The sequence below is a fragment of the Paenibacillus sp. XP01 genome (assembly GCF_057364885.1).
Genome location: NZ_CP139481.1, coordinates 1,715,408 through 1,740,562 on the forward strand (window position 1 = coordinate 1,715,408; position 25,155 = coordinate 1,740,562).

General features: G+C 50.0%; 34 protein-coding genes. 33 read left to right on the forward strand and 1 reads right to left on the reverse strand.

The features are described from left to right. The first annotated feature begins 134 nt into the window (after positions 1–134). The 16 genes from SNR34_RS07835 to SNR34_RS07910 all read left to right on the forward strand — a co-directional run bounded on the left by SNR34_RS07835 (position 135) and on the right by SNR34_RS07910 (position 10,314). Entirely contained in the window at positions 135–872 is a 738-nt protein-coding gene (locus SNR34_RS07835) for an ATP-grasp domain-containing protein (RefSeq protein WP_339276897.1), read from the forward strand. 13 nt (positions 873–885) lie between these two features. Next, entirely contained in the window at positions 886–1,182 is a 297-nt protein-coding gene (locus SNR34_RS07840) for a hypothetical protein (protein ID WP_486181610.1), read from the forward strand. A 257-nt stretch (positions 1,183–1,439) separates the two neighbouring features. Continuing rightward, on the forward strand, positions 1,440–2,081 hold the full coding sequence (locus SNR34_RS07845; protein WP_486181611.1) for a FusB/FusC family EF-G-binding protein: 642 nt from the start codon (positions 1,440–1,442) through the stop codon (positions 2,079–2,081). A 146-nt stretch (positions 2,082–2,227) separates the two neighbouring features. Beyond that, on the forward strand, positions 2,228–2,395 hold the full coding sequence (locus tag SNR34_RS07850; RefSeq protein ID WP_486181612.1) for a hypothetical protein: 168 nt from the start codon (positions 2,228–2,230) through the stop codon (positions 2,393–2,395). A gap of 49 nt (positions 2,396–2,444) precedes the next feature. Continuing rightward, positions 2,445–2,774, forward strand: coding sequence for a hypothetical protein (locus tag SNR34_RS07855; RefSeq protein ID WP_486181613.1), 330 nt, complete (start codon positions 2,445–2,447; stop codon positions 2,772–2,774). 51 nt (positions 2,775–2,825) lie between these two features. Next, positions 2,826–3,224 carry a phosphotransferase gene (locus SNR34_RS07860; RefSeq protein WP_486182428.1) on the forward strand — a complete coding sequence of 133 codons (399 nt, stop codon included), beginning with the start codon at positions 2,826–2,828 and terminating at the stop codon, positions 3,222–3,224. Positions 3,225–3,264: 40 nt separating this feature from the next. Beyond that, positions 3,265–3,738: a hypothetical protein gene (locus SNR34_RS07865; protein WP_486181614.1), complete on the forward strand. Its 474-nt coding sequence runs from the start codon at positions 3,265–3,267 to the stop codon at positions 3,736–3,738. A 38-nt stretch (positions 3,739–3,776) separates the two neighbouring features. Beyond that, a complete protein-coding gene (locus tag SNR34_RS07870; protein WP_486181615.1) occupies positions 3,777–4,184 on the forward strand; it encodes a hypothetical protein in 408 nt (135 codons plus the stop codon). A 40-nt stretch (positions 4,185–4,224) separates the two neighbouring features. Further along, the gene (locus SNR34_RS07875; protein WP_486181616.1) at positions 4,225–5,034 is read left to right on the forward strand and encodes a phosphotransferase; all 810 of its coding nucleotides are present in this window, start codon (positions 4,225–4,227) and stop codon (positions 5,032–5,034) included. 21 nt (positions 5,035–5,055) lie between these two features. Continuing rightward, positions 5,056–5,538 carry a GNAT family N-acetyltransferase gene (locus tag SNR34_RS07880; protein ID WP_486181617.1) on the forward strand — a complete coding sequence of 161 codons (483 nt, stop codon included), beginning with the start codon at positions 5,056–5,058 and terminating at the stop codon, positions 5,536–5,538. 82 nt (positions 5,539–5,620) lie between these two features. Next, positions 5,621–6,361, forward strand: a complete 741-nt coding sequence (locus tag SNR34_RS07885) for an ATP-grasp domain-containing protein (protein WP_343259871.1) — start codon at positions 5,621–5,623, stop codon at positions 6,359–6,361. Between the two features lie 245 nt (positions 6,362–6,606). Further along, positions 6,607–6,990, forward strand: a complete 384-nt coding sequence (locus tag SNR34_RS07890) for a GntR family transcriptional regulator (RefSeq protein WP_236416347.1) — start codon at positions 6,607–6,609, stop codon at positions 6,988–6,990. Then, on the forward strand, positions 6,987–7,853 hold the full coding sequence (locus SNR34_RS07895; protein WP_236416212.1) for an ABC transporter ATP-binding protein: 867 nt from the start codon (positions 6,987–6,989) through the stop codon (positions 7,851–7,853). The genes SNR34_RS07890 and SNR34_RS07895 overlap by 4 nt, the downstream gene beginning before the upstream one ends. Beyond that, positions 7,846–8,478 carry an ABC-2 transporter permease gene (locus SNR34_RS07900; RefSeq protein WP_236416211.1) on the forward strand — a complete coding sequence of 211 codons (633 nt, stop codon included), beginning with the start codon at positions 7,846–7,848 and terminating at the stop codon, positions 8,476–8,478. The genes SNR34_RS07895 and SNR34_RS07900 overlap by 8 nt, the downstream gene beginning before the upstream one ends. A gap of 154 nt (positions 8,479–8,632) precedes the next feature. Continuing rightward, positions 8,633–9,790 carry a hypothetical protein gene (locus tag SNR34_RS07905; protein ID WP_486181618.1) on the forward strand — a complete coding sequence of 386 codons (1,158 nt, stop codon included), beginning with the start codon at positions 8,633–8,635 and terminating at the stop codon, positions 9,788–9,790. Between the two features lie 50 nt (positions 9,791–9,840). Then, on the forward strand, positions 9,841–10,314 hold the full coding sequence (locus SNR34_RS07910) for an NUDIX domain-containing protein (protein WP_486181619.1): 474 nt from the start codon (positions 9,841–9,843) through the stop codon (positions 10,312–10,314). Positions 10,315–10,430: 116 nt separating this feature from the next. On the opposite strand, the gene SNR34_RS07915 is transcribed toward SNR34_RS07910, so the two are convergent. Next, positions 10,431–11,408 carry a cation diffusion facilitator family transporter gene (locus tag SNR34_RS07915; RefSeq protein WP_486181620.1) on the reverse strand — a complete coding sequence of 326 codons (978 nt, stop codon included), beginning with the start codon at positions 11,406–11,408 and terminating at the stop codon, positions 10,431–10,433. A gap of 198 nt (positions 11,409–11,606) precedes the next feature. On the opposite strand from SNR34_RS07915, the gene SNR34_RS07920 reads away from it, so the two are divergent. The 17 genes from SNR34_RS07920 (at position 11,607) to SNR34_RS08000 (ending at position 25,064) form a co-directional block, all read left to right on the forward strand. After that, a complete protein-coding gene (locus SNR34_RS07920) occupies positions 11,607–12,182 on the forward strand; it encodes a histidine phosphatase family protein (protein ID WP_339276914.1) in 576 nt (191 codons plus the stop codon). Positions 12,183–12,247: 65 nt separating this feature from the next. Next, positions 12,248–12,697, forward strand: a complete 450-nt coding sequence (locus SNR34_RS07925; RefSeq protein WP_236416204.1) for a hypothetical protein — start codon at positions 12,248–12,250, stop codon at positions 12,695–12,697. Positions 12,698–12,803: 106 nt separating this feature from the next. Then, positions 12,804–13,481, forward strand: a complete 678-nt coding sequence (locus SNR34_RS07930; RefSeq protein WP_486182429.1) for a response regulator transcription factor — start codon at positions 12,804–12,806, stop codon at positions 13,479–13,481. Continuing rightward, on the forward strand, positions 13,478–14,872 hold the full coding sequence (locus SNR34_RS07935) for a sensor histidine kinase (RefSeq protein ID WP_486181621.1): 1,395 nt from the start codon (positions 13,478–13,480) through the stop codon (positions 14,870–14,872). The genes SNR34_RS07930 and SNR34_RS07935 overlap by 4 nt, the downstream gene beginning before the upstream one ends. A 146-nt stretch (positions 14,873–15,018) precedes the next feature. After that, positions 15,019–16,143: an ABC transporter permease gene (locus SNR34_RS07940; RefSeq protein ID WP_486181622.1), complete on the forward strand. Its 1,125-nt coding sequence runs from the start codon at positions 15,019–15,021 to the stop codon at positions 16,141–16,143. Next, positions 16,140–16,817, forward strand: a complete 678-nt coding sequence (locus SNR34_RS07945; protein ID WP_486181623.1) for an ABC transporter ATP-binding protein — start codon at positions 16,140–16,142, stop codon at positions 16,815–16,817. Before SNR34_RS07940 ends, SNR34_RS07945 begins: the two co-directional genes overlap by 4 nt. A 275-nt stretch (positions 16,818–17,092) precedes the next feature. Continuing rightward, positions 17,093–17,779, forward strand: coding sequence for a formylglycine-generating enzyme family protein (locus SNR34_RS07950; protein ID WP_486181624.1), 687 nt, complete (start codon positions 17,093–17,095; stop codon positions 17,777–17,779). Between the two features lie 69 nt (positions 17,780–17,848). Further along, positions 17,849–18,568 carry a hypothetical protein gene (locus SNR34_RS07955; RefSeq protein ID WP_486181625.1) on the forward strand — a complete coding sequence of 240 codons (720 nt, stop codon included), beginning with the start codon at positions 17,849–17,851 and terminating at the stop codon, positions 18,566–18,568. Positions 18,569–18,604: 36 nt separating this feature from the next. Next, entirely contained in the window at positions 18,605–19,114 is a 510-nt protein-coding gene (locus SNR34_RS07960) for a hypothetical protein (protein ID WP_486181626.1), read from the forward strand. A gap of 114 nt (positions 19,115–19,228) precedes the next feature. Beyond that, on the forward strand, positions 19,229–19,840 hold the full coding sequence (locus SNR34_RS07965) for a histidine phosphatase family protein (RefSeq protein WP_486181627.1): 612 nt from the start codon (positions 19,229–19,231) through the stop codon (positions 19,838–19,840). A gap of 286 nt (positions 19,841–20,126) precedes the next feature. Further along, positions 20,127–20,462, forward strand: a complete 336-nt coding sequence (locus SNR34_RS07970) for a hypothetical protein (protein WP_486181628.1) — start codon at positions 20,127–20,129, stop codon at positions 20,460–20,462. Positions 20,463–20,547: 85 nt separating this feature from the next. Then, positions 20,548–20,889 carry a GNAT family N-acetyltransferase gene (locus SNR34_RS07975; protein WP_486181629.1) on the forward strand — a complete coding sequence of 114 codons (342 nt, stop codon included), beginning with the start codon at positions 20,548–20,550 and terminating at the stop codon, positions 20,887–20,889. 7 nt (positions 20,890–20,896) lie between these two features. Further along, a complete protein-coding gene (locus SNR34_RS07980; RefSeq protein WP_486181630.1) occupies positions 20,897–21,130 on the forward strand; it encodes a GNAT family N-acetyltransferase in 234 nt (77 codons plus the stop codon). Positions 21,131–21,259: 129 nt separating this feature from the next. Further along, positions 21,260–21,736 (forward strand): YfbM family protein, encoded by a 477-nt coding sequence (locus SNR34_RS07985; protein ID WP_339276929.1) that lies wholly within the window; start codon positions 21,260–21,262, stop codon positions 21,734–21,736. A 178-nt stretch (positions 21,737–21,914) separates the two neighbouring features. Further along, a complete protein-coding gene (locus SNR34_RS07990) occupies positions 21,915–22,874 on the forward strand; it encodes a radical SAM protein (RefSeq protein ID WP_486181631.1) in 960 nt (319 codons plus the stop codon). 181 nt (positions 22,875–23,055) lie between these two features. Then, on the forward strand, positions 23,056–24,042 hold the full coding sequence (locus tag SNR34_RS07995) for a phosphodiester glycosidase family protein (protein WP_486181632.1): 987 nt from the start codon (positions 23,056–23,058) through the stop codon (positions 24,040–24,042). A gap of 2 nt (positions 24,043–24,044) precedes the next feature. Further along, entirely contained in the window at positions 24,045–25,064 is a 1,020-nt protein-coding gene (locus tag SNR34_RS08000; RefSeq protein WP_486181633.1) for a GtrA family protein, read from the forward strand. The last annotated feature ends 91 nt before the right edge of the window (positions 25,065–25,155 follow it).

The window sequence follows — 25,155 nt, forward strand, 5'->3', positions numbered from 1 at the left end:
ATAAGAGAATCAAAAAAATCTGGGGATAACAACGATCGGAAGATGGTTCTGACCACGTAGTGACTCCGTGTAAAAATCATTGATTCAACTTATACAGCAGTAATTATGCTAGATTTGAGTATATTGGGTAGGTGATGATTCCTTTGAAAGTTTTTGTGAAAAAAGGATTAGACAATGAAATTGCCAATCATAATTTCTATGCTGCCTATGATGGGTTTAAACAGTTAGGCTTTGAAATATGCTATTTTCAAGATATCCGTACGTTATCTGGGCACCAGAAGGAAGATATTGTTATTAGTTACGTCGAGGATGTCAGAAGCATGCTTCGCAGACATGACATCGTCGCGCCAGAGATCGATTATCCTGAAGAGTTAACCGCATTTTTGGGGAGAAAGGTGTGGAAATCCAGGTTAAGTGTCATTGCAAATCACCCGGAGAACTGGAATGTGTTTATCAAACCGGTAGAGGACAAGAAGTTTACGGGTATTGTGGTAAGAAGCACAAAGGATCTGGTTGGCTGCGGGACTTATGGTGAAGATCCTGAAATTTGGTGTTCCGATGTGGTGAAGTTTGTAGCCGAGTGGAGATGCTTTGTAAGATACGGGGACATTTTGGATGTCCGCAGGTATCGTGGGGATTGGCGAGTACATTTTGATGCCCGGATCGTTCAAGGGATCGTTGATCAATTCCAATCAGCGCCAAAAGGATATGCGGTAGACATTGGGTTAACGGATCAAGGAGAAACTCTCTTGATTGAAGTTAATGATGGATATGCACTGGGGCATTACGGCATGTCTTCTCTTGATTATGCCAAGTTGTTATCAGCAAGGTGGGCAGAGTTAACCAATACTACGGATGAGTGCAATTTCTAGGGAGGTCGCACGGATGAATGTTGGAATGCTTTTTAGAGTTGGTTTGGTGTTTGATACACCGGAGTATGGAACGATTGTTGGAGGGGCCAATGCGGACTTGGATGACATGACTCCCGCAGAGATCAAAGAGATGATCGGGGAACGGATTATGATCCAAAAACCAGACATGGAAGAGCAAATTTTCGAAGTGGTTTCTTTTCAAATCAGTTATTCCATTATTGGAAAAAAGAATATCGGCATCTGTTTAGGCAAAGGAACCCCAGCGGAATCGATACCTGCAGGTTCGATCGTTTATTGCCATTCTTCCTAGGTTGAACCATTGCCCGAATAACCCAAATCCTGCTATAATTCCAGTATATCTACTGTATTGGGGGTTATACCGTGGCAATATTGGCAGTGCCGGATTGCTCGTTCACTAGAAAGGCCTTACGCAAAGCCTGAATAGGGGCGGACTTTGTGTAGGGCGCGACGAGAAGAGAATCGATCGCCCTGAATAAACCATAACGTTTCATCCCGCAGGCTTTGCACCTTATTTGCTTTTCCAATAAAAATAAGGGGCTGAAAGCCATGCAAACACCATTTATCCAAAACCATCAATTGAATGTCATTCAAAAACAAGCTGATTTCCTGTTGAAAACACTGCGCACAGTCGCGGATCGAAAAGTGCTGCAAACCGTCCGTCATACGGTCGTCACGAACGCGATTGCGGCTTTCGACGAGCTGACTGACGAACAAAGGCAGCTGTTGGAGCAATTGTCCTCTTACGAGGCAGCGCATGAACTGCAGGAATATCTGGACCGGCTGGAAACACACCTGATTCCATTTCCGCAAGTGACGGCGAAGCAAATCCAGAAGCTGTTTCCGAAGGCGAAGAAGCTCAAGCTGCCGAACCTGGAAACGGTGGATTACGCGCATACGACGTATTTGAGATGGACCGACATCGCGACCAACCGCTTGTTCATCGTATATCCGCATAAAGGCAAGTTCCTCGGCATCGAGGGGCGGATCACGGCCGCGAACAAGAAAGGGTACTGCATGTTCTGCAATCGCCATCAGGAGCTGGGATTCTTCAATGTGAAGACGAAGGGGAATTCGCCGGACAACTTTTCTTCCATCGGCCAGTATGTGTGTTTGGACGATACAGCTTGCAACCATAGCATTACCGACACCGCCATGCTGGAGAAGTTTCTTCTCTCGACGGGAAAATAACGCAAGGAACGAACAGGGTCGCTCTTCGGAGCGGCCTCTTTGCGTATGACTCCATTTCCATCTATGCTAGAATAAGGGATATTCTATACAAACCGCAAAAAACATCCACACGTTAACGGAGAGGCAGAACAGGCCGCATGGCGGGAATGAATACAAAAAGGAGCGTGATGGAGATGACCCATGAGCAGCTGATGCATCTGCTACATGCCTATGAGATGGATCGGCCCGAGCCGACGTTCTTGCGGCATAACGAGAACCGAACTTATCGGGTGCAGGACAGCGACGGGAAACGGTATTCTGCTTCGTATCCATGAACCCTTTGTCCAGGAGATGAAGGGACTGCAGCATACTGAAGCAGGGATTATGGCAGAACTGGACATGTTGAAGCAGTGGGGACAATGGAGTCGGGATGAAGTACAGGTGCCTGTACGGAACAAGAACGGAGAACTTGTCACGACCTTTGAAACAGATGGACAAAAAATGAATGCATCGCTCCTTACGTGGATGGAAGGCCGGGATCTGAGCCAAGAAGATGTGCAGGATGCCGATATTGCGAAGAAACTGGGCAAGCATATGGCGGAGCTGCATGCTTTTTTCAGGCAGTACAATCCATCCGGCATGGAAGCACGGCCGAGCCAGGGGAAGGCTTACAACCAACGAATGGCGCAGGTCATTCATTCGTACGTATCCTAAGGCTTATTTACGTCTGCCGATGCGGCTACCATTGACGAAACGTTGCAGCTGGTGAACGAGCGATTATCCGATGAAGGCGGGGATGACGGGCCAGACCTCATTCACGGCGATGTTTGCCAGGGGAACGCGATCCTGACGGTGAATGGTGACGTGCGGTTCATCGACTTCGGTTTTTACGGGAAGGGCTACGCACAGACGGATACGGCGATGGGTGCATTGATGCTGCCTGCGAATCGGCGGGATGCGTTCCTTGAGGCGTATTATGGACGGGCTTGCTCAGAGAACGAGTTGCTGCTGCTGGAGGGTTTAACGCTTGCAGCGATCATCGGGTTCTATGTCTTTCAGATTGGGAACGAGAAGCATCACGATGGGATGCGTGAGCGAATGCCGATCTTGTGTGCGGAGCGATGCCGGCCTTTTTTGCGAGGAGAACGGATCTTTTATCAATAATCAAAATAAGCCTACCGAATCAATGTGAGGGAGAGAACAAATGGGAACGTTAACGCTTAAACGTTTTAACGGCATTGAACAATTCCGATTGGTGAATTCCAATGCTTTTGCCGTCAGAAACGATGATGGTACGATTATGTTATGGTTTGAAACGGAGACAGACCCTATGGCAATAATGTCCGTTGAGGATACGGCGGAGCTTTCCATGAATCCGGATGCGGAAATCACGTTGATCCTTGAGCATCTTGCCCTCAAAGAATTCAAGGCCATGTCATACGAACTTATAAACGGATACAATCCGGAAACGAGAAGTCTGGATGCGAGGCTCTATTATTTCGAGCATGAGGCAGTTAATGAAAACACCGTGGAACTGGAGTATAGAGACAAGGGCGTTTTTTATCTCAAGTGGGCAGGGAGAACGACAGATATCAGCTATTACGATGGCAGTAAACCAGATACGATTCTTGAAGTAGAAGGGGAGTTTATTTTAAAGGATTATGAGAAATGGAATTGATTGGAGCATATCACCATCAAGGAGGGAATTGAACAATAATGAATAAGATGGTTGAGTATGGACTCATATGTGAAAGCAAGGAAGAAAAACAGCTTATGGCCGCTCTTCAGAATTTCATGGAACCCATGAATCGAACGTTTGCGAAAACGAAGAACAAGGGGTTGCTGGAGGCAAGGCTGCCGTACGTATATAAGCATTATTATTGGAACCTGAATAAAGAAAAGCAAGTGTACATCGAAATTTATCCTAACAAGGATGCGGAAGGGAAATGTAAGTTTTCTGACGGGCGCATTGGCTGGATTCTCTTCTCGAATTGCAAGGACCTGGCACCGCCGTATGATGTGCCTCTGGATGAACAAGGGGAATATATCCAGGACATTCTGACACAAACGGAATTGGAATATGTGACGTTATATGAGTATAAGGAGGGCGAAGAGAGACTGTAGAGTCTGGAGGTGAAAATACATAGATGAAGGAGACCTTTGCATGCCGGAGCGTGAAGAGATGCTTTCTGGAGGAAACGTGAATCACGTCGTCCGAATTGGAGGAACAGTGCGCCGCAGCGTCCAATCCAATTCGTATGTACATGAACTGCTGCAGCATCTTGAAAAGGTGGGTTATCCGAATACGCCCAGGTTTAGGGGGATGGATGAGAAGGGGCGAGAAATTCTGACGTATCTTGAGGGCGTAGTTCCGGGAAACGATTATCCCGAAATAGACAGAACTATGTGGTCGGATGAAGTATTGGTTTCGCTTGCAACCCTTCTTAGAAGCTACCATGATGCAACCGTCGGCTTCAAGTCTTCGGTGGACTCCCTACAGGCTTACCCTGATCCTTCCTTGCATGAGGTGGTTTGCCATAACGATGCGGCCTTGTATAACGTCGTTTTTGACGGAGAACATCCCGTTGGTCTGATTGACTTCGATATGGCAGGTCCGGGGCCTCGCATTTGGGACATCGTGTATATGTTGTATACATCGGTTCCTTTATCGGGTATTTCACCAGGAGGTGAGGATCGCGTTGTCGTGGAGTATGACCCAAAGGTTCATGCTGCCGAACGGAGAAGACGCATCGGACTTTTTTTAGATACTTACGGTATTTCGGTGCCCGGCAGTCTTAAAGCATGGGTAATCTCCCGAATTCAGCACATGTGTACAACGTTGTCTGAGCGCGCGGCTGCTGGAGAGGCCGCATTCGTCAAAATGGTGGAAGAAGGTCATCTTGATCATTATCTGAAAGAGGTAGAGTTTCTGAAACAGCATTTTGATGAATGGTGGCAGGAAGACCGGATGTGATTGGGGGAGGAAGAGGCACGCATGTACATTCACAGAAATCTTGAAAATATCGATTTGGAAACGATCTGTACTTTTCCGCAGAACGAGGAAGAACTTTACTATATCAGTCCCCGATTTACATACCCGCTAACGCCGGATCAAATTCTGAATCTCTTGCAGGATCGCCACGAGCCGACGGTTGTTCTGAATAAACATACGAATGAAGTTGTGGCCTATGCAAACATATACGGAAACGACCCTGTCGAAAGGACGTGTTGGCTTGGCAATGTGATCGTCTCACCCGGGTATCGGGGCACAGGGGCGGCGCCATTTTTGATTGGCGTCATGCTGGACAAAGCAAAAAACAGCCTGGGCAGCCAAACGCTCCGTTTGGCCTGCCATAGCACCAATTCACGAGGCTTGGCTTTTTACGCCAAGCAGGGTTTCAAACCTTTTGATCTCCGTATAACAAAGACAGAAGAGAAGTCGATGATCACTATACACATGGTTAAGGGATTGATTTAGGGTCCTGAGTAGGTGGTGGGAAGATGGCCTCTGAGGACGAGACTGGTATTTTACGAAAAGCAAAAAGCGAGGAGAACGGTCGATGAGAGCGTACATACAGACGAATGCAAATGGTGACTTTTATAACGTCAATGCCTTTATTGCCAATGAAGGATTCACCGCACTGGGCTGGGAAACGGTCAAGTACCATAATATTGCCGGTATTCAGGAGAGGCATCCGGAACATGTCGTCGTGGGCGGCATCGGCAATGTAAGAAAACGACTGGAACAATTGGGGCTGGCCGGCAACCGCGAGGAAATCGATTATCCAGCCTCTTTGGCCGGCTATTTGGGCCGGAAGGTGTGGGTTACGACGATGCGGGAGCTGTTCAAGGATCAGGAGCACTGGAATGTATTCGTCAAACCGAAGGATGTCACCAAAAAGTTTGCCGGAACCGTCGTGAAGGAATATAAAGATTTTATCGGACTCATGGATGATCAGGAAGATGCCGCAGTCTGGTGTTCCGAAGTGGTGGACTTCGTGACGGAATGGCGTTGTTTTATTCGATACGGAGAGATCCTGGATATCCGCCGATATAAAGGGGCGTGGGATTCCAAGCTGGACGTCAACGTCATACGAAACGCGGTCAACGATTTTAAGGATGCTCCGGCGGCTTATGGCATGGACTTTGGCATCGATAAGGAAGGCCATATGAAGCTGGTGGAGATCAACGATGGTCATTCGCTGGGGACATACGGCATCGGGGCTTTGGATTATGCCAAATTCCTTTCGGCCAGATGGGCGGAACTTACAGGCACGACGGACGAACTGCGAAGCCTTTAACCCGAGAACTGGCTGACAGTTATGAAAAACAGAATACAGGTTCAATTCAAAGTTCATGATGCCGATGCTGCGCGTTGTGAGCGATGAATGCCTGGATGGCAGCCGGAGTTGCGGCTGTCTTTTTGTTTCTTTTAACCATAAACAACAATCCGAAAATGAAAAAAGGCATTGACCAAAAGAGTGTATAGTGTATATATTATACATATACAGTATATACACGGATACACCGCAAGGAGGTTACAGGCATAAAAGTCATCATATCGAACGCGTCGACCGATCCCATCTACGTTCAGATCATCAGCCAGATTCGGCAGAGCATCCTGAGCGGCGAATTGGCCCCGGGGGACAGCCTGCCTTCCATTCGGCAGTTGGCCAAGGATTTGCAGGTCAGCGTCATCACGACAAAGCGGGCCTACGAGGAACTGGAAAAGGAGCAGCTGATCGACTCGGTTCTGGGCAAGGGGTCCTTTGTGTCGGGAGCCAATACGGATTTTATCCGGGAACAGCGCATGAAACGGCTGGAAGCCAAAATGCTGGACGTCATCCGCGAGAGTAAGGAATTAAGCATGAGCAGACAGGAAGTTATTGAGCACTTCCAATTACTGTTTGAGGAGGAACGCACAGAATGAATGCCATTGAAGCACGCCATCTCACCAAAAGGTACCCTCAGTTTACCGTGGACAATGTGTCCCTGAACGTGAAGAAAGGATATATCACCGGCTTGATCGGCCCGAACGGGGTCGGCAAAAGCACGGTGATCAAAATGATTCTCGGCCTGGTTCGCCCAGACCAAGGAAACGTGAAAATATTCGGCAGGGACATGTCCAAGCATGAAGTAGAGATCAAGCAGCGTATCGGGATTGTATCCGATGAATGCTTTTATTACGAGCATCTGAATATCCGTGACCTGAAAAAAATGATCGCCCCCTTCTACGACCGCTGGAATGAAGGGAAATTTAACGATTTGCTGGAGCAGTTCGAGCTGTCTCCCCGGAAGAAGGTCGAGGAGCTGTCCAAAGGTATGAAAATCAAGCTGGCGCTGGCCCTTGCGCTATCCCACGATGCCGAGCTTCTGATCATGGACGAACCGACCTCCGGGCTGGACCCCGTGTTCCGCCGGGAGATGCTGGACCTGCTTGCGGATATGATGCAAGACGAGAACAAGTCGATCATGTTCTCAACGCATATCACGACGGATCTCGACCGCATCGCGGATTACATTGCCTTCATTCATCGCGGCAAGCTGGTGTTCAATGAAGCCAAAGAGGAAGTGCTGGAGCGGTACGCCATCGTCAAAGGAGGCCCGGAGCTGCTGGATGCGGACATTCGCAGCGAATTCGTCGGCATTCGCGAGACGGCGGTCGGTTTTGAAGGATTGGTGGGTAACCGGAGCCATGCTAAACAATTGTTCGGGCACGATGCTTTGCTGGAGAAAGCTTCGCTGGAGGACATCATGTATTTCACGGCAAAAGGAGGACGCATTCATGCTTAACCTGCTTCGCAAAGATTTTATCGCGCTCAAGAGCTCGCAATGGACGGTGCTTCTATATTTGGTTATTTTCAGCGTGGCATTCATTCCGAGCATGGAGTTATCCTTCTATTATGTCGGCATCTATACCGCGTTTGGTTCCGTCATGCTGGCGACGATGATCGATATCAAAAACCACAACCACAATTTTCTCGTCACCCTGCCGATTAGCCGCAAGCAGATCGTGCGGGCGAAATATATGATGGCGATCCTGTACTCGCTATTCGGCATACTGGCCTCCTTTGTCATCCATGCCGCCGTGGCGCGGTTTGCGCCGGAGTACAGCTTGAACAAGCCCGACTATACGGTGCTGGGTGTTCTGGTTCCGCTGGGCATACTGCTGGTGCTGATTTCGATCTACATGCCTTTGTTTTATTCTTTGAGCAAAAAGGGGGCAGGCGTCATTAACGTGGTGTTTTTGGTTGCCATGATTTTGCTGGCTCAGCCGGCAGCATACCTCTTTAATTTGGCGAATGAACGCAATCTGGTCGGTTTTCCGTTACTGCTTGTCATTGCGATTAGCATTCTGGCATTGTTCATCGCTTCCTTTTATGTGACGGTGAATGTGTTCAAAAGAAAAGATTTGTAGCACGACAGTGATTGTGCCCAGGAGCGTATGCCGGTAAAATATAGATAAAATGGTATACAGCATGTGCCCTTCTGCGATGTTGAATTCATATTTGTGCAGGGAAATAGGAAGCCAAGTGTTTGCGCACTTGGTTTTCATGTTTTGGGGGGATCGAATGGGACTCGACTATAACTATAGGCTTATCATTCGCAAGGATCAGAAGGAGCGTCTATTCCGTTATGTCCAAGCACATGGGGAGCTGACAGGCACGAACAGCTTTTGCCTTCATTTTGACGTGGACTCCGCGATATTGAAGTATTTGGAGGGAGGGTATTCATTTAGGCCACATTATGATCAGGATGAGATTGGGCGCTGGCTTCTTCCAGGGAATAAGGCAAGAATCGGCGCTATAGAGTATTCGGAAGAGCAGCTGGATCACGATCCGGAACGATGGCATATTCGTTTTGCAGCCGTGACTTCGGATATGAGTCTCATGCTTCAGGAATCGAATGCGGTCAGAAGCTGGTTTGTTGCGTTAAGCAAACATGTGGATGCGATCATTACATACATGGATATGGAAGCCGAGGGGCAGCGGATTATTTACGGAAACGGCAAAGAAGCGTTGCTGGAGTTCAAAGAAGATGGTTTTTCTCAAGGGACCAGGAAGGATTTTGTCCGCAGGATGAACGGGTTTGTCAGGCATTGGCCCAGGGAGCTGCAGCGGTACGGGACGCATTATCGTCAGCAGGAGAAGTACTCTCTTATCATGAGAAAAGAGCAGAGAGCGGCGCTGCGTCAATATGTTGAAAATCGCGGGCGCATCATGGAAAAGGGCGAACTTGAAATTCTTGTAGATCTGGATGCACCCATTATGAGATATCTGGAAGACGGGTATGGAGAGAACGAGTATGGCGTGTCATACGGTTCGGTCCCTCAATCTCGAAAGGCATTGGCTTATAAGCACATTGGCGAAAATTTAAAAGTGTCGCTAGGCGGGATCCTAGTCGTGGAAGAGGAAATGGAAGGCGAGGAAGACGAAATGATCGTGCATTTCATTCCGCAAAAATGGAAATTGGACGGCGTCTTCTCTCAATCGCTTTCCGTCAGGGACTGGTTTCGAGAACTAAGCGCTACGGTTCAGGCCAAGCTGACTTTTCAGAGCGTATGGTTGGGTGAATACGGACACCGCATCATCCAGGATCAAGGTCAACCGACTCACGTGGAATTCAAGGGACACTATGAGCTTGAGGTCGATCATTTTGTATGGCTCTATCGGACATTCGCGGATTATTTTGAGCATTTTGCAGATGAGCCCAGTGCTCAGGAGGAATGAACGGAAGGCAGGCGGCAGACGGGTAGAGCGAGTATAGGAGGTGTCCTCTTATGGGCATGTCGGATTATTATAAAAACTTGAGAGAACAGGTCGGCAACCAGCTAATTTTTATGCCAGGCGTCGCCGGAGTGATCCGTAATGAACATGGTGAAATGTTGTTTGGCAGAAAGCATCATGAAGAGAAGTGGGGCTTGATCGCGGGAGCGATCGAGCTGGGAGAAACGCCGGCAGAAGCCATGATTCGGGAAGCATTCGAAGAAACAGGTTTAACGATTCATCCGGAACGGATCATTGGCGTATATGGCGGAGCAACCTACCGATTTACGTATGCGAACGGGCACCAGGTTGAATATATCACGATTGTTTTTGAGTGCACGATTCGCGAGGGTGAGCTGCAGCGGGAAAACGAAGAGATGAAGCAGCTTCAATTTTTTCCGGAAGACCGCATTCCGCCTATAGCCATAAATTATCCTAGTTCTATTTTTAGCTCTGGCCAGCAAGAACGCGCCGATTTTGATTTATAGCGAAGGGGAAGATCGCAACGTTGCCACCTAGCCACCAAAATAAAAACGAGGGCCGCTCCTTCGATCAAGGAGACGACCCTCGTCTTATTTTTTGCGATGCCAGGCTTGTCGTTCACTCAGTGATGATGATGCGCATGCGCATCCGGCGCATCGGCTTTGACGGTGCATAACACGGAGGTGTCATGCAGATGTTTCTCGGACTCCACTTGCAGGGTGACGTGTTTGATTTCTTTATGCTCCAGCAGATGTTCGATCTTCTGCACAAGCACCTCGGCTTCGTAAATGCTCAGCGTTCCGTCTACCACTACATGGGCGGTCAGTGCATTCAGGTTGCTCGTGATGGACCAAACGTGTACGTCATGCACGCCTTTTACGCCGTCGACTTGTTGGATCGTCTCTACCAGATCGCCCACGTCCACGTTGGCAGGCGTTCCTTCCATCAGCACATTCAGCGCCGACTTGGTGACGTAAAATCCGCTGCGCAGCACCAGTGCAGCCACAATGACGCTGGCGAGCGGATCGGCCCAGCCCCAGCCGAAGAACATCATGAGCAGGGCGGCAGCGATGGCGCCGATGGAGCCCAGCATATCGCTGATGACGTGCAGGTAGGCACCGCGCATGTTCAGGTTATGGTCCGTATCGCTTCCGCGCATCATGATCCACGCAACAAGAATGTTGACGAGCAGGCCGATGACGCTGATGATCAACATGCCGAGCGTGGCGACTTCGGGCGGATGGAGGAAGCGCTCGATGGCTTCATAGAAAATGTACAAGGAAATGGCGATAAGCGTAATCCCGTTCAGAGCGGCGGCCAGTATTTCAAAGCGGCGATAGCCGAACGTTTTGCCCATATTGACGGCTTTTGCGCCAAACGTGAATGCGAGCAGCGCCACGCCAAGCGCAATGGCATCGGACAGCATGTGACCCGCATCGGAGATCAGGGCCAGGCTGTTGGTCATAAAACCGCCGATGGCCTCGACGATCATATAACCCGTAATGATGATGAAAGAGAATAAAAGCACTTTTTTGTTGGCGTTCGCTCCATGGTGGTGATGCCCATGGTCATGCTGATGATCATGTTGCTGTGCGGACATTGAAATCCTCTCCTTTGTAATGCATTGTTTCGGTTATGATTGTGATTGAGTGTAAATCAATGAAAACCATTTTGCATGAACATATGAGCGTTCATTCATATGTTTTGTTATCCTTATTATAGGAGGGTTCTATACCAGTGTCAACCAAATGGGAGAACAATTATGCCGAGTATGTGGATTTTCTGGAGGCTTCCGCCGATGGACATTAGCTTTGTTAGACATGGACATGCGGAACATCTGCTGGATTACCCGCATCGGTTGAATACAACGCATCCTGGCCTTACGCCACAGGGGAAACGACAGGTGGAGCACTTGCATGCCAGATGTTTTATCCACCTTAATGATGCAATCCTTATAAGTCCGACAAAAAGAACGATTGAAACGGCATTCATTTTGGCGGGAAGCAATCATCCGGGGATGATCGTTACACCGCTCGTCGGGCCGAGAATGTTTCCACAGCATCCGGAGTATTCGTTTTTAGCATGCGACCGCATCTATTCCCGAGAAGAAGTGGGCAGGGCTGTTCCGCAAGCCAACATTTGGGATGGGGAAATGGACTGTTGGGAAGGGGGCGAGGGCATCAACCGGATGGAGCAAAAACGTTTCGAGGCGCAAGCCTCCCGGCTGCTGGAATGGGTGCGAGAAAAGGCTGACCGGGCGTGGATCATCTCGCATGATGGCACGATTACGCATTATCGTTTGCTGTTAGGAGAACAGGGCTTGTCCAGACAGGACTTTCTTGGTGAAGCAGGGATGCATACGATAAGTATTTAGATTCATCGTTTCAAGGCCAAAGCAGCGCATCGTTTATGAATCGGTTTTCGGGAGGCTTGGTTAGCATGGAGACGGAGTATCAAGGCAGAGGCATGATTACGGATCAAAGTGAGCTGGAAGGCAGTTGTTATATTGAAATTTTACCGGGCACTTACCAAGGGAAATGCTGGAATGAAGGCTCGGTTTTCTTTACGGAAGAGACGTTTGCCTATATAGAGACGTCCATAGAACGAGAAGTACCGGCATATGACCATTATGGTTTTAATGTCATTTCCAAGCAGGAATGGGCACGCATATTGAAAAGGCTGGATGTGCTCGCTGCATTGTTGCGGGAACGTCCTTCTATGGAGGCGATTAAACAGCACGTCGATTTTTTCTATGGCGATGGCGAGGAGGAATTCCGTCAATCCTATGATGAGCATATCGCATGGCTGGCTGATTTGGTGCATGGATTTCGGACATGGCTGCGCGAACAGTTGGAGATGCATGAATACATCTCGGTGCTGGGCATTTAGCTGGCATTGCGCCGGTCATTTATGCTACCATCTGTGCAGGCTTGTTGCCGCAGCGCTGAACGCTGCGGCATCGGATGAAACGGGACAAAAGGGGACGAACAACGATATGAAACAACTGCTTGTGGCGGACGATGATGCAAACATCAGGGCGTTGCTGCGGCATGTCATGACGAGAGAAGGATATAAGGTGCACGAAGCGAACGATGGGCTCGAAGCGGTCAAACTGCTGCAAAAGGAAACCATCGATCTGGCGATCCTCGATATTATGATGCCTGGTATGGACGGACTGGAATTATGCGATTTCATCCGTCAGAACTACGATCTCCCGATCATGCTGCTTACGGCAAAGGACCAATTGGCGGACAAGCGGGAGGGATATCTGAAAGGGACGGACGAATACGTGACCAAGCCGTTCGAGCCGGAAGAGCTGGTATATCGGGTTCAGGCGCTGTTTCGGCGCTACAATCGCACCTTCAGCGATCTCATTCGCATGAATCGCATCGTTATTGACCGGAAAAACGTAGAAGTGTCGGACGGGCAATCGCTTCTTTTTTTGCCGATGAAGGAGTTTGAGCTGCTCTCGCAATTGGCGCAGTTTCCGGGCCGTTTGTTCTCCCGCGAAGAGCTGATCCGGTTGGTTTGGGGCGAGGACTATGAAGGGGATGACCGTACGGTGGACGTGCACATCAAACGGCTCAGGCAGCGATTTGCCGACTATGCGGATGATTTCGTCATTCAGACGGTACGCGGCATCGGGTACAAGATCGAGGTGAAGTCGCCGTGAGAACGCTGTACTTTCGCGTGTTTCTCATCACGATGGCGGTGATTTTCGCCGGGGCCATGCTTGGTTTTCTTCTATCCAACATATATTACCACGCCAAGCTGAAGCCTTTTAATGACGAGAAGCTGGTGGGCATCGCGGAGCAGATGAAACGGTTTGTCGAGCGGGTTCCCGAGGATATGGATGCGTATTTGCACAATGCGGCTGCACTCGGATACGAGATTTATCTAACGAACGGAGAAGGCGACGAACGGTACTATGGGCGCGAGTTCCGCGAGAAGGATCTGGACGTGCGCGCCATCGAACAGGTGCTGGGCGGACAGACGTACCATGGCGTGGCGGAATTTCCGGGCCAGCCGTTCATTTCCGGTTTCTTTGACAATACGCTCAGCAATACGGTCGGCGTGCCGCTGCACATCGGGCAGGGCAGCTATGCCATGTTCATGCGTCCCGACGTCATACTGCAGTTCGGCGAGCTGCGGATTTTTTTCGCTCTGATCGGGCTGCTCGCGGTAGCCATCTGCGTCCTGCTGTTCCTATTCAGCACCCGGTATCTGGTTCAGCCGATCGAACGAATGTCGGAAGCGACGAAACGAATCGCGCAGGGAAACTACAATTTGAAGCTGCCTACCGCGCGCAGGGATGAGATCGGGCAGCTGGCCCGGCATTTCATGACGATGAGCGGGGAGCTCGAACGGGTGGACCAGGCGCGGCAGCAGTTCGTATCCAACGTTTCGCACGAGATCCAGTCGCCGCTGACCTCCATTCAGGGGTTTGCCCAACTGCTGGCGAAGCGGGAGCTGCCTGTGGACGAACGGGAGCATTATGCCTCGGTCATTGAAGAGGAGAGCCGGCACCTGTCCCGGCTTAGCAAACAATTGCTGCTGCTGTCCTCGCTGGAGCAAAGCAATGAAGCGATAGGCAAGGAACGAATCTCGCTGCGCGGCCATATTCGACAGGCCGTGCAAGTGCTGCAGTGGCAGTTGGAGGAAAAGGAGCTGTCACTCCGCATGTCCGTACCGGAAACGATCCAATTATACGGTGATGACGTGCTGCTGATGCAAGTGTGGATGAATCTGCTTGGCAATGCGGTGAACCATCTGCCATCCGGCAGAAGCATTCACATCCAGGCTGAACAGCGCGATGATGTTGTCGTCGTGCACATTCATGATACGGGCGATGGCATTCCTGCCGAGCACCTGCCGTTTCTGTTCGATCGGTTCTACAGGGTGGACCGGGCGCGGGAACGCTCATCCGGAAGCACGGGCCTCGGGCTGGCGATCGTGCAGAAGATCGTGCGGCTGCATGACGGTACGGTGGAGGTGTCCAGCTCGCCGGAAGGAACGGTGTTTACGGTCACGCTCCCGGGCCAGAAACAACATGGATCAGACTGACTCATTTTTGTCATGTTGGCCTGCTTTTGCGCTCCTAGCATGAACCGGATACGGCGTTCACCCCCGAGCGGATTGTAATGTGTTATTCATGCGCCGTTCATTTTCGCCTCCTATACTTGAGTCATCAAGAAGGAGGGAAAAACAACGTGTATTTGGCTATTCGTGAAATAAGGTTTGCAAAAGGACGTTATGCGCTGATCGGGGCGATCATGGTGCTGATTTCGTTTCTGGTGCTGTTCGTTACGGGACTGGCTCAAGGGCTCGCCTACGACAATGCGGCATCGATCAAAAATATGGCAGCAACCCACTTTGTGTTGGAGCAGGATTCGAATCATCGCTTTACACGCTCCCAGGTGAATCAGGAGCAGGTCGATCAAGCGGGCTCCTTGGCGGGACAAGGCAATGCCGAATCGCTGGGCGTAAAAATGACGACGGTCAGCCCGTCAGGGGAAACGACGAAGGTTGACGTGGCGCTATTTACGGTTCACCCGAAGGGCTGGCTGGCTCCGACAGTAACGGAGGGGACTCCCATGGCTGAATTGCGGCAGGGGCAGGTCATTGTGGACCGGAAGCTGGAAGAGTCCGGCGTGAAGATCGGCACGGTGCTGGTCGATCAGGCCTCGGACAAGGAGTGGACGGTGAGCGGGTTCGTAAACGACGAATCGTTCAGCCATGCGCCGGTGGTTTATTTGACCGACGAAGATTGGCGGGAACTTCGGGGGCCGGCGCGGAATGCTGAAGGAGCGGCATCTGCGCAATCTTCCGTATACAACGCGATTGCCGTCAAGGGTGCAGACATGGATGCCGAACGTCTGGCGGCTGCCGTACCCGGCACCGAAGTAATCACGAAATCCGAAGCGATTTCGGCCATCCCCGGTTACAAAGAGGAGCAAGGTTCTCTCCTGATGATGATTGCATTTTTGTACGTGATTTCGGCCTTTGTGCTCGCCGTTTTCTTCTACGTCATCACGATCCAAAAAACGAGCCAATTCGGCATTCTGAAAGCCATCGGGACCCGGAACGGGTATCTTGCCGGAAGCGTTACGCTCCAGATATTGCTGCTTTCCGTCGGCAGTTTGGCGATCAGCGTGTTGTTGGTCCGATTGTTCGAGTCGGTTTTGCCAGCTTCGATGCCATTCCAGCTCGGCGCTTCCACGCTAACTCTGACTTGCGTGCTGTTCTTGGCCATGTCGCTGGCGGGATCGCTGTTTTCGGTATGGAAGGTCACCAGAATTGACGCATTGGATGCGATTGGGAGGACGGCAGCATGAGTAACCGACTGGAAATGTACAGCATAACGCATGCCTTCGAAGATGGAGGCAGCAAACGCACGATCCTGGACAAGCTGGAGCTGAAGGTGAAAGAAGGGGAATTGGTAGCGGTCATGGGTCCGTCGGGCTCCGGAAAAAGCACGTTCCTGTCCATCGCTGGTGCGCTGCTTGAACCGACGAAAGGACAAGTGCTGCTGGACGGCAAGCCGATCCAAGGCAAAGGCAAGCAGGGGATCGCCGACCTGCGGCTGCAGAAGATCGGATTTATGTTCCAAAGCGCGAATTTGATTCCGTACCTGAAGGTTGATGAGCAGTTGATGCTGATCGCAAAGCTGGCAGGAATGGATCAAGGGCAGGCGGCGAAACGAATCGACGAATTGCTCGAGAAGGTGGGTTTGTCCCACCGCCGCAAAGCGTATGCCGAAAAGCTGTCGGGCGGGGAACGCCAACGGGTTGCGATTGCTCGTGCCCTGATGAACGATCCGGCCGTGCTGCTCGCGGATGAGCCGACCGCCAGCCTGGACGCCGAGCGGGGGCTCGACGTTGTGCGCATGCTGGCTGCTCAAGTGAAGGAGCAGCGCAAGAGCGCGGTCATGGTAACCCATGATGAACGCGTGCTGCCATTCGTGGACCGGGTGCTGTTCTTGAAGAACGGCAAGCTGGCTGCAGAGTAAAGGCGTTAATTTGAACGTGGTTTGAATGAATTTCAACGGTTTTCATTGTAGGCATTATTATTCGAGAGTCGCTTCTCCCTTCCAGTTTGGAAAGGGAAGCGGCTTTTTTCCATGCAGCGCAGCACCAGTCCAGAACCAATGCAGGATGAAACAAGTAGAATCCATAATAAGAATAATAAGCAATGGTGAAAAATGGATGGTATAATCTTCAAAATGCGATATGAAGGAGAGAAAGGCATACCGCCAGTTATTCTTTCATTTTAAGGGGGAATCCGATGCCAGGTTCAAATGATCGAATTCACATTCCACCTATGGTGGAGATTTCAGAGGGCGTTGTTGAATTAAGGGATGATCGAAAAAAGACGCAATGGACCGAGACGATTCTGCCCTTTGAATTAGCAGTTTATCCGGTCACGCAGGAGCTTTATGCTTCCCTTACGCGTACCGGGGAAAACGCCGCTTCATCTTCCGAGGGGCGCATTCCTGTGGTGAATGTGTCCTGGTTCGACGCCATACGTTTCTGTAATGCCATGTCGCAGCAAGCCGGACTGCCCGAATCCTATTGCATTCATGAGGATGGTCAGACGGTCAGATGGAAAAAGGAAGCGGACGGCTATCGGCTCCCCACGGAAGCTGAATGGCAATATGCGTGCAAAGCCGGAACAGCCGGTTACCGATACGGGGAATTGGATGACATCGGTTGGTATGCGCAAAATTCCAACGGCAAGCCCCAGCCCGTAGGACAGAAAGAACCCAATGCATGGGGACTTTACGACATGCTCGGCAACGTTTGGGAATGGTGCTGGGATCTTTACGATGAGGAGGTTTATGGTTCGTACCGCATTTTTCGCGGAGGAAGCTGGGCGGAAGAGGCGAGAGGCTGCGGTGCGACGTGCCGACGGCGCAGTCACCCGACATTCGGGATCGAGGATTTGGGATTTCGCCTGGCGAGGTCGAAATAGCACATCGGGTTAACCCATACGTTTGTGTTGAAGTTCCAACCATTTTAATCGTTTCGTTCTGGAGGTTATATGAGGAAATATGGGCTAGGTTTGGTGGCTGGGGTGATCGGGCTGCTGCTTGCAGGTTGCTCAAGTGCAAGTCCAACGGTAGAGAGTATGAAGGACGATGCTTCCGGCAGTGCTTTGTCCAGCGAAATGAAGGTGGCAGAGACATTGGATGTCCATGTTAACGACGCTCAGGAGCACGGAGCAGCGGCACGAACGGAAGAAGAGAATCATTCTGGAGAATCGAATTCAAATCCGCCGGACGAAGGGCCTGCGATAGCGTCAGCCGTAACGGATACGTCGTATGATAACGTGATTGACCGGTCCTACGGCGTTGACGAGCATTTTGAGTTGTCCGCATCCACGATGGAAATGAATCAGTTTACGCAGCAATATTCACAGGCTTGGGGGGAGGAGTGGCAGAACGTAATAAGCCAGTTGCGGACGTTAATGGATTTTGAAGAGGACCGGGACGCGTTGGATCGGCTTGAACAAAATTATGAAGCATTCGTGGAACAGGCTGCCGTCCTGGAGAAACTTTCTTTTACAGATATTGAGGAACAACCTGCGAATAGAAGCTACGGAACGTTGGCTACGAGTGCGTCCCTTTTGCGAAAGGCTGAATTGATCCGGGAACAGACCTTGGAATTGATTCGTTTATATGAAGAATACCAAGGAAGCGAGAATAGCTATGTTTATGTATTTTCAGAACATGACAAGGTGAACACCGGAGAAGCTAAATAAGCGAAATCAACGTGAAACGAAGAAGGAGGGGGAACGATGAAAATTAGCTGCGCATGCGGTGGCGTCATTGTGGATTCTACCGACTATCTTTCGTATAAAGGGCATCTGATTTCGGATCAGGACTGGGATGATTTGATGGATGCGATGGATCGGGCCATTGAGCAGTCGGGACCTTCTGCTGAGGAGAAAGAGCATGCAGCCATGCATATGCGCAGGTTGTTGTCCAAGCTGGAAAGGACGATATACCAGTGTACGGAATGCGGAGCCTTAATCGTGGATAAAGTTGATGGAGGGTTGGAGCGTTTCGTCAAAACAGAACCTTACACTGGATCGCGAACGCTGGGTTCCGTTTTTGGAGAAGAGTGGAAAGGATTTCTGATCGGGGACTGGAGCGATGAACGAACCGGAGACATCAAAGGATATTTGTGGGGGGATCATCGGTTTAACACGGAATTCCGGGAGTGGACAGAGTTAAAGGCAGCCTATGATTCTGCTTTCAACGAACAGGAACAGCGGCATCGCCTTCGGTCGGCCACACTGAAATGAAATGACGTCCTCATCCATACCTGGCAAAGTGACGTCATCTTATAGTTCAAGTTGGACTGGTGAGATTATGGGGTTGTGACTGATTGCAATCAGACATAACAGGAGCGTGTCATTATGAAAATCATTTTGGTCAGGCATGGGAGCGATGAGGAAGGATACCGGGGTGGATGGAGCAGCCGGGGCTTGACGAATGAAGGTATTCGGCAATCGGAGCGGCTTGCTGAACATTTACAGCGCCAGGCGAGTCAATATTGTATTCGAACGCTGCTGAGCAGCGACCTCACGCGTGCTGCCCAGACGGTCAAGGTGCTTGAACAAGGGGTGGGGTTAAAAGCCGAATTGTTGCCGGCATGGCGTGAAATGAATAACGGCTTGCTGGCCGGAATACCGCATTCGGAAGCAGAAGCCAAGTATCCCGGCGTGTATTTCAATACGCTGGAGATGGATACCCCTTTTCCGGGCGGCGAAACCCCGGCGCATTTTTACGAGAGAATTACGCGAGCATTCGATGAATTGTGCGCCAAGCTTGCAGTGCGGCAGATTGAATCCAACGTTATGCTCGTCACCCATGGTGGCGTCATTAACGCGTTATATTATCATTTATCCGGAGAACGGTGGACGAATCGGGTTCCTTTTTTTCCGGCAGAGCATACAAGTATGCATGTCATTGAGCAGAGGCAGGATCAGTGGGTCGTGAGCGAGAAAAATAGTAAAAGCCATTTGTGAGTATGTTTATCTCAAAAGATAAGAGCAATCTAACACTTTGGACTGCTTCTGTATTTATGCATGAATAATAATGTCTAAAGGGCCCCCTTTTATTATTATGGTATTTCAAGGCCCTCGATATAAGTATAATTTTTATAACAATCACTAGAGAGGGCGTGTCTTCATTAGATTGACCTGATAAGACGTTAAAAATGATTATTTCGATTTATTTCTCCTGACGCTATGTAACTTTTAATAATCAGAGCTCGTTTACCTAATGATCGAGAATACATAGGGAGGGAGTAGTATGAAGAATAAAAGATTAAAGCAAATCAAGATATTGATGGGTATAATTGTAGTTATAATTTTGCTTGAGCAGATTCCTAGGGTGCAACAGCAAACGGCTGTATTTTCATCACAAATTTATGTTATTTCTAAATATGGAAGTGATTTTAAATATGAAAAAATAGAATATAGTTCAGAATTTGGAAACTATGATGTGTTTTATAGAGATGTTAATGAAAATGAATATTCCTTTACAGTCATCCCTAAGTTTTTCCCTATATTCGTAAGTTATGATTCTGTAGAGAAACAGGCAATAAGTTTTGGAAATAAAGATTTGCTTCGTACGTTACTCTACTAGGGTGTTTCTTCAAAGTGTTTAGATGAATTAGTCTAACATTCAAAATTCCATGAGATTTGTGATTCAAAAATCAGGGGGCGGTTTCATGAAAACGATGGAGCAATGCTTTGATCCATTTCCGAGGCTGGAAACGGAACGTACCTGGCTTCGGCCGATTACGCATGAAGATTTGGAAGATATGTACGCATATTGCTCGATTCCCGTCGTTTCGCAGTTCACAACATGGGATGCGCATCAGAGCAGGGAAGATACTCGGGGATTTATCGATTTTATCCAAAATCAGTACGAGACGCGAAAAATAGGGCCATGGGGGATCGAGGACAAAGGATCAGGAAATCTGATTGGCAGCTGCAACTATGTCAATTGCAATCAAAGTCAGCTTACCGCCGAGCTTGGATATGTATTGTCTCCTGCATACCTGGAATAAAGGCATCATGAGCGAGGTTATTCGCCGGGTGATCCGTTTTGGCTTCGAGGAGATGGGGCTTGAGCGTATTGAGGCGAAATGCATGGTGGAAAATATAGGATCAGCCAGAGTCATGGAGAAGGCAGGTATGACCTATGAAGGCACACTCCGGAGCTATATGCAGGTGAAAGAACAGAGATTGGACTTGAAGCTCTATGCCATCATTCGTGTGGATTTTGAGTCAGGATGTAGTGACAGTTAGGGTACGGTTATGAAGGGCGCATCAGGAAAAATGCCTGATACTCCAGCTCAAGCATTGACGTCTTTTTCCACGGAGATTTCGGGATTCAGGATACATCTGGGTGGATTTTATGGATAAGGGGGCCAAACCATGGGAATGATCGGACAATATGTGGCAATGCCGAACGAGTTAATCGTGAAATTAGCAGAAGGCAGTTTGCTTTTGAATGACGTGGATCTGCAGAAATACGAGGGATTGGATATTGATAAGTCTTGGGAAGGCATTCATTTTTGGTTAACCGAAGAGTTGAATGACGGTGAACCGCCGCAAGGCTATGTCGTACCTCTGCGGGACGAGCAGTATCTCGATTTTGAGAGTTTCGGTGCGTTCTATCTATTTGTCGATCAAGTGAAGGAAGCAGCGGTTTATTTGGAAAGGGTGACCGAAGATGAGCTGAAGGAACGTTATGACTTCCAAACGATGGTGGACGAGCAGATCTACCCTCTTGTGGAGGGAGACGAACAACAGGAATTTTACGACTATCTGAAGGTCAACTTGGACGAAATCGGGCGTTTTTATGCCAAGAGCGTGGCAGAGGGGAACGGTATCGTGTTTTATATTTTCTGATGGCAGCAGAACCATGTCCCGTTTCCGGGAGATGGTTTTTCTTTGTTTGAACAATGGCGTTGAAAAGCTGAGGACGAGTATGCCATATGGGAAATGTCATATTCAGGCCGTACGTGAGTCCTGTATACTTTTTGGGTTATCGGCTATGCCGAATCAGGATGTACGGGAGGTCTATGGCATGACTGCAAAAAACAAGTACAAAGCGCTGGAGCTTGAAACCCCCGGCGTATACGATTTGGAAGGACTGGAGGTCGGGGTCACCTCCAACTGCAATTACAAATGCGATTATTGCTGCGCCTATAACCGGGACGACGGGCAATGCATCAGCGGGGAGGAGGTTATACGCATCATCCGTGAACTTCCTGCTTTGAAGCGTGTGCGCTTGTCCGGGGGAGAGGTGACGCTGAAGTACCAGGATTGTTTGGACATCGTATCTTACTGCGGGGCGCATGGCATTGATACACAGCTGAACACCAACGCCAGCCTGCTGACGGAGGAGCGGATTGTTGCGCTGCGTGACGCAGGGTTGTCCAACATCCATATTTCGTTCAATTATACCAATGCGGAAGAATACGCGGCTTATTACCGAGTGCATCCTCGGATGTATGCGCGGTTAGAGCAGAACATCCGCATGTGTGCGGAAGCCGGACTGGAGACAGTGTTGGAGACGCTGCTTTTCGAAGGCACCCAATCCAATATGGCGGCGATCAGCGAGAAGGTATATGAGCTAGGCGTACGCATCCATGAAATACAGAACAGTATCGTCATGCCGCACAGCAATTGGGACAGGATTGCGACGCAGGAAGCGCTAGTTCAATCGGTGAATGAATTGATTGCGAACAAACGGGAGGATACGATGCTGTATTTCACGTGTATGGATCGTTTTGCCGAGCGGCTCGGGTTACATGAACAGCCGGGTGTATACTTCTCCAACTGCGTGGACGGCACGAAGCAGCTGCATTTGCACGGCAACGGAGACATCCTGATCTGCGAATTATGCCACCCGGTCGTCATCGGCAACATTTATAACGGTACATCGCTGAAAGACATTTATGTACAGCAACCGGAAGCGCTCACGGAGTTTTTGACCCAACGCCCTTGCCCGGCCTACGATGCACTCTTTTCAAATGAAGCATAACGATTGGAACGATGATTTCCTTCCAAGGTATATCAAAAGTAATGAAGGCAGCCTTATCCCTGAATAAAGGGAGGGCGGCCTTCTTTTTTTTGCCCTTCGGCAGAGCCGACATGTTTCAGATTCATTTAAGCAACCGGCTCTATCATGTGCTTAAGAAAGAACTTGATGAGGTGAACGTCCAATGATGAAACCATATAATCCCCCACGGGAGCAGCGCTCCGGCACGAAAAGCAAACGAAAACGCATCTGGCTGACGGCTTCGATGGTTGTGGTCCTGGGCCTCGGAACCGTCGTGTACAGCCTCGCGGACCGTTATTTGATCCGGCACGTCGAAGTCGTCGTTGCGGCTGACAATACCGCACAGGCCAGCTCATCGACCGACGTCACGACGACTGCCGCAGAAGCCAATGCCAATTACGATGACTGGAACTATTCCAGCGACAGCCTGAACATCAGCATCAATAAGGTCCAGACTGGCTCCGGTTCGGACCAGATTACCTACTATGTTGCCGACGTTGTGATGAAGGATGCCAGCAGCCTGCAAGCCGCTTTGGCAGACAACAGCTTCGGAACGAACATTACCGAAGATACGTCGGACATTGCTGCAGCGAACAATGCGATCTTTGCCATCAACGGCGACTATTACGGTTTTCGTGACGATGGCGTCATTATTCGCAATGGCACGCTCTACCGGGATGAACCGGTCCGGGACGCGATGGCTTTGCTGAGCGACGGTACGATGAAGACGTACAGCGAAACGGGGGTCTCCTCCTCGGAACTGCTGGCCGAAGGAGTGGCCAATACGTTGTCCTTTGGGCCGATCCTGGTAAAGGACGGCGAGATTACGAGTGATTTCAGCCATGTCGAGATCGACAAAAACTTTGGCAACCGATCCATTCAGGATGCGAATCCACGCACCGCCATCGGCATGATTGCACCGAACCATTATGTGTTCGTCGTTGTTGACGGACGTCAGCAAGACAGCCGGGGCATGACGCTCGCCGAGCTGGCGCAGACGATGAAGGATCTGGGGGCGACCGAGGCTTACAATCTGGACGGCGGCGGTTCGTCGACGATGTATTTCATGGGCAGAGTCGTAAACAATCCGCTGGGCAAAAACAGTGAACGCGGCGTAAGCGACATCCTGTACCTGAAGGAGAGTGAATGATCATGACGATTTTAATACCCGCATATGAGCCGGATGTCCGTTTGCTCAACCTGATCATGCAGCTCCAGACGTTCCGACTTGGTCCCATCGTCATTGTGGATGACGGCAGCGGCCCGAAATACCGGGGAATCTTCGAAACGGCAGAAGCTTATGGCTGTACTGTCCTGACTCATCCCGTCAACCTGGGAAAGGGGCGGGCGCTTAAAACGGGTTTCGGGCACATACGCGAATTCGGCCCTCAAGGATACGTGGTCTGCGCGGACAGCGACGGACAGCATTTGCCGCATGACATCAAACGCGTCGTGGACGCGCTGCAGCAGCAAATCGAGCCGGGCATGGTGCTCGGCAGCCGGAAGTTTGCGGGCAAGGTCCCGCTTCGCAGCCGTTTCGGAAACAGCGTGACGAGAGGTGTATTCAAATTAACGACCGGAACGAAGGTGTATGATACGCAAACGGGTTTGCGCGGTTTTCCGTATTCCATGCTGGACTGGCTCTGCGAGGTTCCGGGCGACCGTTTCGAGTACGAGATGAACATGCTGCTGAACGCCAACAAGGAAGGGTACCCCGTCACGGAAGTGTTCATTGATACGGTGTATCTGGATCACAACAAATCGTCCCACTTTCGTCCGCTCGTCGACTCGTACCGCATCTACTTGCCGATTCTCATGTTCAGCACCTCGTCCGTCATATCGGCTTTGATTGATTTTGCGCTGCTGTTCCTCATCCAATACATGACCAGCAATCTGTTCCTGTCGGTGGTGACCGCGAGGTTGTGCAGCTCGATCTTCAATTATACGATGAACCGCAAATATGTCTTCTCAGGCGGCAAAACGTCGAAGATCAGCAAATCGATGCCAAAATATTTCGCGCTCGTCGTTCTGGTTTTGTTCATGAACTACGGCCTGCTGTATTTCTATAACCAACAGTTGATCATTCCACTGATCATTGCCAAGGTGCTGACGGAAGTGACCATTTTCCTGTTCAGCTATTGGGCGCAGCGCAGATTCGTATACCGTTCTTGAAAGGGGCAAGCGTGAAGCTTGCTCCTTTTTTGACTTGAAACGTGACCCGAGGAATGCTGGCAAGCGATCCCCATGAGAAGTTACGGCGACG

Excerpts from the sequence above, each read along its gene's own strand:
- SNR34_RS07835 (WP_339276897.1), top strand. The coding sequence starts at position 135 with ATGATTCCTTTGAAAGTTTTTGTGAAAAAAGGATTAGACAATGAAATT.
- SNR34_RS07840 (WP_486181610.1), top strand. The coding sequence starts at position 886 with ATGAATGTTGGAATGCTTTTTAGAGTTGGTTTGGTGTTTGATACACCG.
- SNR34_RS07845 (WP_486181611.1), top strand. The coding sequence starts at position 1,440 with ATGCAAACACCATTTATCCAAAACCATCAATTGAATGTCATTCAAAAA.
- SNR34_RS07850 (WP_486181612.1), top strand. The coding sequence starts at position 2,228 with ATGAATACAAAAAGGAGCGTGATGGAGATGACCCATGAGCAGCTGATG.
- SNR34_RS07855 (WP_486181613.1), top strand. The coding sequence starts at position 2,445 with ATGGCAGAACTGGACATGTTGAAGCAGTGGGGACAATGGAGTCGGGAT.
- SNR34_RS07865 (WP_486181614.1), top strand. The coding sequence starts at position 3,265 with ATGGGAACGTTAACGCTTAAACGTTTTAACGGCATTGAACAATTCCGA.
- SNR34_RS07870 (WP_486181615.1), top strand. The coding sequence starts at position 3,777 with ATGAATAAGATGGTTGAGTATGGACTCATATGTGAAAGCAAGGAAGAA.
- SNR34_RS07875 (WP_486181616.1), top strand. The coding sequence starts at position 4,225 with ATGCCGGAGCGTGAAGAGATGCTTTCTGGAGGAAACGTGAATCACGTC.
- SNR34_RS07880 (WP_486181617.1), top strand. The coding sequence starts at position 5,056 with ATGTACATTCACAGAAATCTTGAAAATATCGATTTGGAAACGATCTGT.
- SNR34_RS07885 (WP_343259871.1), top strand. The coding sequence starts at position 5,621 with ATGAGAGCGTACATACAGACGAATGCAAATGGTGACTTTTATAACGTC.
- SNR34_RS07895 (WP_236416212.1), top strand. The coding sequence starts at position 6,987 with ATGAATGCCATTGAAGCACGCCATCTCACCAAAAGGTACCCTCAGTTT.
- SNR34_RS07900 (WP_236416211.1), top strand. The coding sequence starts at position 7,846 with ATGCTTAACCTGCTTCGCAAAGATTTTATCGCGCTCAAGAGCTCGCAA.
- SNR34_RS07905 (WP_486181618.1), top strand. The coding sequence starts at position 8,633 with ATGGGACTCGACTATAACTATAGGCTTATCATTCGCAAGGATCAGAAG.
- SNR34_RS07910 (WP_486181619.1), top strand. The coding sequence starts at position 9,841 with ATGGGCATGTCGGATTATTATAAAAACTTGAGAGAACAGGTCGGCAAC.
- SNR34_RS07915 (WP_486181620.1), bottom strand. The coding sequence starts at position 11,408 with ATGTCCGCACAGCAACATGATCATCAGCATGACCATGGGCATCACCAC.
- SNR34_RS07920 (WP_339276914.1), top strand. The coding sequence starts at position 11,607 with ATGGACATTAGCTTTGTTAGACATGGACATGCGGAACATCTGCTGGAT.
- SNR34_RS07925 (WP_236416204.1), top strand. The coding sequence starts at position 12,248 with ATGGAGACGGAGTATCAAGGCAGAGGCATGATTACGGATCAAAGTGAG.
- SNR34_RS07930 (WP_486182429.1), top strand. The coding sequence starts at position 12,804 with ATGAAACAACTGCTTGTGGCGGACGATGATGCAAACATCAGGGCGTTG.
- SNR34_RS07945 (WP_486181623.1), top strand. The coding sequence starts at position 16,140 with ATGAGTAACCGACTGGAAATGTACAGCATAACGCATGCCTTCGAAGAT.
- SNR34_RS07950 (WP_486181624.1), top strand. The coding sequence starts at position 17,093 with ATGCCAGGTTCAAATGATCGAATTCACATTCCACCTATGGTGGAGATT.
- SNR34_RS07955 (WP_486181625.1), top strand. The coding sequence starts at position 17,849 with ATGAGGAAATATGGGCTAGGTTTGGTGGCTGGGGTGATCGGGCTGCTG.
- SNR34_RS07960 (WP_486181626.1), top strand. The coding sequence starts at position 18,605 with ATGAAAATTAGCTGCGCATGCGGTGGCGTCATTGTGGATTCTACCGAC.
- SNR34_RS07965 (WP_486181627.1), top strand. The coding sequence starts at position 19,229 with ATGAAAATCATTTTGGTCAGGCATGGGAGCGATGAGGAAGGATACCGG.
- SNR34_RS07970 (WP_486181628.1), top strand. The coding sequence starts at position 20,127 with ATGAAGAATAAAAGATTAAAGCAAATCAAGATATTGATGGGTATAATT.
- SNR34_RS07975 (WP_486181629.1), top strand. The coding sequence starts at position 20,548 with ATGAAAACGATGGAGCAATGCTTTGATCCATTTCCGAGGCTGGAAACG.
- SNR34_RS07980 (WP_486181630.1), top strand. The coding sequence starts at position 20,897 with ATGAGCGAGGTTATTCGCCGGGTGATCCGTTTTGGCTTCGAGGAGATG.
- SNR34_RS07985 (WP_339276929.1), top strand. The coding sequence starts at position 21,260 with ATGGGAATGATCGGACAATATGTGGCAATGCCGAACGAGTTAATCGTG.
- SNR34_RS07990 (WP_486181631.1), top strand. The coding sequence starts at position 21,915 with ATGACTGCAAAAAACAAGTACAAAGCGCTGGAGCTTGAAACCCCCGGC.
- SNR34_RS07995 (WP_486181632.1), top strand. The coding sequence starts at position 23,056 with ATGATGAAACCATATAATCCCCCACGGGAGCAGCGCTCCGGCACGAAA.
- SNR34_RS08000 (WP_486181633.1), top strand. The coding sequence starts at position 24,045 with ATGACGATTTTAATACCCGCATATGAGCCGGATGTCCGTTTGCTCAAC.